The organism is Micromonospora sp. NPDC005206, assembly GCF_040608175.1.
GTDB lineage: Bacteria > Actinomycetota > Actinomycetes > Mycobacteriales > Micromonosporaceae > Micromonospora.
In genome coordinates this window covers 299,060-305,181 of the sequence record NZ_JBEXHU010000008.1, presented here as the reverse complement: position 1 = coordinate 305,181, position 6,122 = coordinate 299,060, and the positions used below count along the sequence as shown (strand labels likewise).

At 70.1% G+C, this 6,122-nt stretch carries 7 protein-coding genes; 3 read left to right on the top strand and 4 right to left on the bottom strand.

Going from position 1 to position 6,122, the window contains the following annotated elements; all coding sequences use genetic code 11:
- Nucleotides 1–322, top strand: a 322-nt coding sequence (locus ABZU69_RS14885; RefSeq protein WP_354964873.1) for a hypothetical protein, incomplete at its 5' end; no start/stop codon positions are given.
- A gap of 111 nt (nt 323–433) precedes the next feature.
- Here ABZU69_RS14885 and ABZU69_RS14880 read toward each other — a convergent pair.
- From ABZU69_RS14880 to ABZU69_RS14870, 3 genes are all read right to left on the bottom strand, one after another.
- Nucleotides 434–880 (bottom strand): hypothetical protein, encoded by a 447-nt coding sequence (locus ABZU69_RS14880; protein WP_354964872.1) that lies wholly within the window; start codon nt 878–880, stop codon nt 434–436.
- 372 nt (nt 881–1,252) lie between these two features.
- Nucleotides 1,253–1,633: a hypothetical protein gene (locus ABZU69_RS14875; protein ID WP_354964871.1), complete on the bottom strand. Its 381-nt coding sequence runs from the start codon at nt 1,631–1,633 to the stop codon at nt 1,253–1,255.
- 234 nt (nt 1,634–1,867) lie between these two features.
- Nucleotides 1,868–2,122 carry a hypothetical protein gene (locus ABZU69_RS14870; protein WP_354964870.1) on the bottom strand — a complete coding sequence of 85 codons (255 nt, stop codon included), beginning with the start codon at nt 2,120–2,122 and terminating at the stop codon, nt 1,868–1,870.
- Between the two features lie 500 nt (nt 2,123–2,622).
- Here ABZU69_RS14870 and ABZU69_RS14865 point away from each other — a divergent pair, with 500 nt between their 5' ends.
- Together ABZU69_RS14865 and ABZU69_RS14860 are read left to right on the top strand one after the other, a co-directional pair.
- Nucleotides 2,623–2,943 carry a metalloregulator ArsR/SmtB family transcription factor gene (locus ABZU69_RS14865; protein WP_354964869.1) on the top strand — a complete coding sequence of 107 codons (321 nt, stop codon included), beginning with the start codon at nt 2,623–2,625 and terminating at the stop codon, nt 2,941–2,943.
- Nucleotides 2,940–3,422 carry an SRPBCC family protein gene (locus ABZU69_RS14860; RefSeq protein WP_354964868.1) on the top strand — a complete coding sequence of 161 codons (483 nt, stop codon included), beginning with the start codon at nt 2,940–2,942 and terminating at the stop codon, nt 3,420–3,422. The genes ABZU69_RS14865 and ABZU69_RS14860 overlap by 4 nt, the downstream gene beginning before the upstream one ends.
- 271 nt (nt 3,423–3,693) lie before the next feature.
- Here ABZU69_RS14860 and ABZU69_RS14855 read toward each other — a convergent pair whose 3' ends face one another.
- Nucleotides 3,694–6,081 carry a M28 family peptidase gene (locus ABZU69_RS14855; RefSeq protein ID WP_354964887.1) on the bottom strand — a complete coding sequence of 796 codons (2,388 nt, stop codon included), beginning with the start codon at nt 6,079–6,081 and terminating at the stop codon, nt 3,694–3,696.
- Between the last annotated feature and the right edge of the window lie 41 nt (nt 6,082–6,122).

Genomic DNA, 6,122 nt, shown 5'->3' with positions numbered 1-6,122 from the left:
GAGCGCGACAGCGATGGGGCCGGCGATTCCCCGTCCCCGCCACCATGGCAGGGGTGGCCTACGAGGCCCGATCTCGATGACGTCCATCTCGTTGTTGCGAGATTGCGATCCGCTAGTGATGGCACCGACCTCCGGTCTGGTTGGTCCATCGGCATTGACGCCCTTCATGCACCCAACATATGTCGGACAGCCAGAACGCGTGGGCTCGAAGCAGCCAACCGAGCAGCCAAGCCTGCAAGTCGTGGCGGGCACTGGCGGACGTCAGAAGAAGCTCGACAAGGACCGGGGCCACGCCGACAAGCAGGCCGCGGCGGACTCGTAATGCGTGGGTCGAGATGACAGCAACGAGCCGAACCCCAATGACCACAGTCAGGAGCCGACCGTCAAGGCAGAGGTGGCGCGGGCACGGTCACCGCTCAGGCCGTGCCCTCTTTTATCCTTCGCGGATGCGCTGACGGAAGAGGTTTGCGCTGGCGGTGGCGAAGGCCTCGGCGGCCAGCTTCGCTCGTTCGTAGAGGGCGTCGAGCTCGCCGGCGTCGATATTTTTTCGCCTCCAATACGCGCCGAGAGCCTTGCCAGACGAGTTCAGCTCGTCTAGAGCCCGAAGTACATGCTGATCACCGCACAGGATGCGCAGGCGTGCTGCGGCTAGCCGGAACTGGCCGAGGTCCCAGCCGTCCACGCGTCCGGGAAGTCCTAGCTCTCGTTCCTCCCACAACCGGTTCCGAAAATCCTCGGACAGTGCCAGGACCTGAGAGCACTGCTCGAGGAGGAGTTCGGCCAGCCGAGCGTTGCTCTCACCTCGCTTAGTTATGTGTTGCCCAAAGATCGCAATCCCAGCACCTGCAACGGCCGCGACTAGCGTCACCCACGCATCCACGTCGTCAGTCTCGCTGTGCGCGTCAACATCTACCGGAGGCCGCGAGCTAGCTGGCGCCGGCACGGTGGCCCGTTGCCGCCCGTTGTGGTCGAGAAGCGCCTGCGCCGCGCGAGTCGGTAGCGGTGGGCTCTCCGTGCGTCGTGCTCTGCCGCAGCCAACCGACGCCACCCGGCGCTAGCTTCGGAGCCCAGCTGCCGCGGTTGCTCGATGCTCACGAAGCAGCAAGGAGGCAGCGAACGGCCCGCCTGCCATCGACGCCTAACGACAGCAGGCGGGGTGGTGGCCAAGCCGAGGGGCACGGGACGACAGCCAATGGCAGGAGAAGGTGCGCCGCAACGGCGTTCGGGACGAAGTGTGCAACGGCGTGCGCGGTTAGCGGCCTCGACCGGGCTGTCTAGCCGGACCCCCGGCATGGTGCTGTTGATCGACCCCGATGCACGCCACCACCGCGAACGGGTCAGCAGTCAGGAACAGTTGGAAGTAGTACGGAGGATCGGTCTGCCTGACGCCTGCGATCTGCAACAGCTCGTCCTCTAGGGCGCCGAGGGTCATGACGGCCTCAGCGAAACCCACGGTGGGGATGCCAGCTTCCCGGGTGTGTCGCTCGCGCCTCTTGTAGATCCCTGCGAAGTGACGCGCAGGCAGAAGCCCGTCCCACAATGTGAAGGATGCCCCACGCTCTAGTGCCTGCCGGCAGGCCGCGAAGGATGCTGTCTGGCCGCCGAGCAGGGAGATCAGCTGTCCGCGTTCCACTCCGCGACCGTACAGCTCAGCAGTCATCCCCACGGCGCACGAGTCAGCAGGGAGTCAGCGAACGGTGCGATTCCGGCCGACACCAAAGATCACAGCCGGCGAGACGCCGAGAGCAGGACCACAGGGAACGACACCAGCCGACACTGAACGACAATGCCAACCAGGCTCCCCCCGACGGGGGTCATGAACGACGGGTCGGAGACGCCCGAGCCGACTAGATGCCGTTGCGGCGGGTCACCACAGCTCATCGAGGGCCGCGATCTGCTTGCGGAGGGTTCGGGCGTCCTGCGGCGGCAGGACGGCAACGGCGACGTCCAGGATCCAGCGCAACTCGGGCGGGTTCGGACAGCACTCCATCACTCCGCAGCCGGCATTCGGGTCCCACAAGCGATGCCAGGGGTGGCGCATGAACCATGACCAGGTCCGCAGTGCATCAGACACGGCCTGGTTCCAGAGGCGGGTGCGTTCGAGGTAGGCGATGGCTTTCAAGCCGCGGGCCGAGAGCCCGGGGATGACGGAGGTTGACTCGTCAAGCGGTCGCCGGTAGATGGAGTCGGCACGCAGTTGTGCGGGGCGCCTACGCGGCATTGCCCTTTCGTGGAGTCGACATGCCGATCATCGTTGCACACCCGCGTTCGGCTCACCTTCCGGGACAACTACGCGTGAGCCCTCAAGATCAGGCCGTCTCCAGGCCGTCTGAGGTGAACCAGCAGTGCCCACCGATGACCCTCGATGACGCGTCCCGGCCCAGGTCACAGGACGTCTCGTCCGGTTTGATCGACTACGCCTCGGCCCGCGATCAATACCGCTGGAAGTAGAGGCGGCGGGGCCGGCCTGGTCCCCGCCGAGTGCCATATCGATGGCCCGCCGGGTGCGATCTTCGCTGGCCGGCAGTTGACGAGATGGCCGGACGGGAGCGACCGGCCTGAGCGGCGAGCCGTTTCGTGGTTTGCCTTGACGACGGCAACGGTAAGTCGTAGCTTTCGTTCGTGGCCACTTACGGAATGCACCCGGGCTGGGAGGCGCTGGGTGATCCCAGCAGGCTCGCCATCGTTCAGCGCCTAGCCGAGCGACCACGCGCCGTGGGGGAGTTGGCAGATGAGCTGCCGATCAGTCGGCCAGCCGTGTCGCAGCACCTCAAGGTGCTCAAGAGCGCGGGCCTGGTCGTTGACCAGGCGGTGGGCACCCGCCGCGTCTACCGGCTCAGTCCGGTTGGGTTGGTCGCTCTACGGGACCAGCTCGACACATTCTGGCGACGGGCGCTGGACGGGTATCAGGACGTCGTTGAAGAGACCGAGGAGAGTTCATGACGCAAGCAGCTACGGCGGTGGTCCGCCGACAGATCGTCGTCAACGCGCCGATCGAGCAGGCCTTCACCGTATTCACCGAGCGGTTCGGCGACTTCAAGCCGCGCGAACACAATCTGCTCCAGGTCCCGATCGCCGAGACCGTGTTCGAGCCCCGGGTTGGCGGGCACATCTACGACCGGGGTGCCGACGGAAGCGAATGCCGGTGGGCGCGCATTCTCGCGTACGAGCCGCCGACCCGGGTCGTCTTCAGCTGGGACATCGGACCGACCTGGCAGGTCGAAACCGATCCGGACCTCACCAGCGAGGTCGAAGTCATATTCGTCGTCGAGACGCCAGCTCAGACCCGGATCGAGCTGGAACACCGGCACCTTGACCGGCACGGCCCTGGCTGGGAGTCGGTCCGAGATGGGGTCGACAGCGACACCGGGTGGCCCCTTTACCTCGGCCGGTATCTCTCCCTCTTTGGTGGCGACAGCTAACGGCCCGACCAAGCCGCCGTAGGAGTACAGCAGGGAAGTGCAGCAGCCGACGGAAGCGGGCCGAGCCGGTAGGGACGTGGCTCGGCCCGCCGACCGCGCACCGGACCTCAAGCGGCCCGCCTTGCCGGCAGTTCACACCGAGAAAATCGAATCCACCAAGATCATGCCGTTTCCGGGCCGTCGGGGGACCGCTGTCTACCAGGCGATCGATGATTGACCGCGGGGCCGATGGTCCGGCGGAGAATGCTCCAGCGGACCACCGGACCGCCCGTCAGATGGGATAGGTGCGGGCGACCGCCAGCATCTCGGAGCTGTGCGAGCCGACGATGCCGACGGCCGGTGGCCGGGGGCGGAAGCCGGGCAGCGCGTCCAGCCCGTCACTGGCGTCCATCGCCCGCACCGCAACCTGCCCGGCGATCGGTCGCAGGGTCAGCGTGACCTCGATCCCTTCCGCCGGTGGGGCGTGGAAGACCAGCCCGAAGCCCCATCGGCCGTCCCGGGGCTCCACCGGCACCGACCGGCCGGCCACCTCGGCCCGCAGCACGGTGGCGGTCGACGTGTCGACGTGCAGGGTGGCGAGCCGGACCTCCCGCTGCGGGGTGAGCCGCAGCCGGAGCGTGCGTTCCCCACCCGAGCCGGAGTCGGCGAGCACCTCCAGCTTCGGCGCCGGCAGGTTCGCCGGCTGCGCCGGGCCGGTCCGTAGCTCACCGTCGCCGAGGCCGGGGAAGTCGTCGCCGACGTCGGTCACCCCGTCCACGTAGCCATCCGTCCACGGCTGCGGGTCGGTCTCATGGCTCAGCCAGCGGGCCTGGCCGGTGCCGGCGTCCATTGCGTACATCAGGTGGGTGGGCGCGGGGTGGGCGGCGTCGAACCGGTCGACGGCCAGCCCGACCCCGGCGAGCACCACGGCCGCCAGGGCGGCGGCTCCGGCCGGCAGGATCGCGAGCCGCCGGGCCCGCAGCGCGACCAGCCCGCGCTGGCCGCCGGCCTGCGGGTGCAGCAGGTCGACCACCGGAAGCGCGGTCAGGCCGAGCAGCACCGCGACCAGCGCGGCCACCCCACCCATCGCCATTCCCAGCGCGGGAAAGAGCAGCACCACGGTGGGCAGCAGGATGACCACGCCGACCGCCGCGGCGGCGGTCACCGCCACCACCGGCCACGGCCCGGTCTGCCGGGTGCGCAGCGCGAGCAGGCCGCCGAGGGCGCCGGCGAGCGCCGGCAGGGTGGTGAGGTACGCCCCGCCGGGCACCGCCACGGCGAGCAGCACCCCGAGCAGGGCCAGCCAGGCCAGCCCGCCGACGGCGAGCGCGGCCGGTCCGATCCGGCGGCGGGTCAGCGCGTACCAGGTGAACAGGATGGCGGCGGCGAGGGCCAGCACGGCCAGCCGGTACCAGGTCGGCCGGTAGGGGTCGAGCAGTTCGGCGTACCCCGGTCGGATCGCGGTGATCGCCATCCAGAGCAGTTGCGCGGCCACCGGCGCGGCCACGATCGGCACCAGGGCCAGCCCGAAGCCGGCGGCGAGCCGACCGGTGGTGGCCCGGCCCCGTCGCCGGGTCAGCCAGCCCAGCGCGGCCACCGCGAGCACCGCGAGCAGTGCCAGCGGCAGGGTGAGCCAGCCGGGGTAGCGGACCAGCCCGCCGGGGACCGGGAAGTAGGTGGCGTCGTGCCCGGAGCGCAGGTCGGTCAGGTCGGTGCGACCGAACTCCCGGGCCAGGCCCAGCGCGTTGTCCCCGTGCTGCTGGAGACTGCCGCGGTCCATGGCCGCCGGGGTGTCCAGCGGTGTGTGGTAGATCGCGCCGCCGTCGATGTACGCCGAATTCAGCCCGACGAACTTCCGGTCCAGGAAGGCGGTGAAGTCGGTGTCGTTGGGCAGCGCGCGGTAGATCTCCACGGCGAAGGAGGTGCCGACCGGGTGCGGGGCGGCCCGGCCGAAGACGTCCACCAGCTTCGCGTTGTTCCGGGACGTCTCGAACATGATCACCGGCCCGGTGGAGCCACGCGCCTCCAGGTTGAGCACCACCCCACCGTCGGCCGCCAGCGGGTGGCTGGCGGCGAACGCGGACGCGCCGCAGAGGCAGGCCTCCTCGGCGTCGGTCAGCACGAAGACGATGTCGTTGCGCGGCCGGGGGCCGGCAGCCAGCGCCCGGGCCACCTCCAGGATCGCCGAGGTGCCGGCGGCGTCGTCGTTGCCGCCCGGGCCCGTCTGCACCGAGTCGTAGTGGGCGACGAGGAAGACCCGGCCGGTCGGGTCGGTGCCGGGCATTCGGGCCACCACGTTGCGGACCCGGGCCAGGGTGGCCCCGCCCGCGGCCCCGCTGAGCTGGCCGGCTTCCGGTGCGACCGTGTCCTGCACCCCGGTCTCCAGGCCCAGACCGCGTAGCTGCTGCTCGATGTGCGCGCGAACCTGGTCGTTGGCCGGGCTGCCGGCGACGTGCGACCGGGCTGCGATGACCTGGACGTCCTCGTACGCCCGGGTGGCGCTGAACTCGTCGGAGGGCGCGTCGGCCGGCGTCGGGGCCGGGGTGCGCAGGTCGAGCAGGCTGCCGGCGCCGACGGCGACCAGCGCGACGAGGGCGGCCGCGACGGCCGTGAGCCGCCGGCGGGGCCGGGCCAGCGCGCGGTCGGCGGCCGGTACGCCCGGACCCGGGCGAACCGGCATGCCCGTCGTGGCGGGGGTGGGGGGTGCGCCCACGGGAACTC

What these genes read in the sequence shown, in the direction of transcription:
- ABZU69_RS14855 (WP_354964887.1), bottom strand. Translation starts at nt 6,081, where the DNA reads ATGCCGGTTCGCCCGGGTCCGGGCGTACCGGCCGCCGACCGCGCGCTG.
- ABZU69_RS14860 (WP_354964868.1), top strand. Translation starts at nt 2,940, where the DNA reads ATGACGCAAGCAGCTACGGCGGTGGTCCGCCGACAGATCGTCGTCAAC.